Raw genomic sequence first — 490 nt, 5'->3', positions numbered from 1 at the left:
GTAGCGTCTCGTAAGAGAAGCAAGCTACATCCCCCTCATCCCCAATCCCCAGTCCCCTGTAAAATGTTGGCAGGTAAACACACTCACAGATAAGGTCTATATGCGCTTACTACATACAATGCTACGGGTAGGTAATCTCGAAGAGTCCTTAAAATTCTACTGTGATGTCTTAGGGATGAAGTTACTGCGACAGAAAGATTATCCCAGTGGGGAATTTACCCTCGCCTTTATTGGTTATGGCGACGAAAGCGATAACACAGTCATAGAATTAACTTACAACTGGGGCGTAGACAAATACGAATTAGGAAATGCTTACGGTCATATTGCCATTGGTGTAGATGATATCTACTCGACTTGTGAGCAAATTAAAAATCGTGGCGGTAAAGTAGTAAGAGAACCAGGGCCAATGAAACACGGTTCTACAGTCATTGCTTTTGTAGAAGACCCAAACGGATACAAAATTGAGCTAATCCAATTAGGAACTCAAGGA

The 490-nt window shown here is 42.4% G+C and carries 1 protein-coding gene; it reads left to right on the top strand.

The features are described from left to right. Nucleotides 1–100: 100 nt before the first annotated feature. A partial coding sequence (gene gloA, locus AACS98_RS22480; RefSeq protein ID WP_066384315.1) for a lactoylglutathione lyase occupies nt 101–490 on the top strand: 390 nt, incomplete at its 3' end.

This window comes from Anabaena sp. CA = ATCC 33047 (assembly GCF_963870205.1).
Classification (GTDB): Bacteria; Cyanobacteriota; Cyanobacteriia; order Cyanobacteriales; family Nostocaceae; genus Trichormus.
This window is presented reverse-complemented; position numbering and strand designations above follow the sequence as displayed.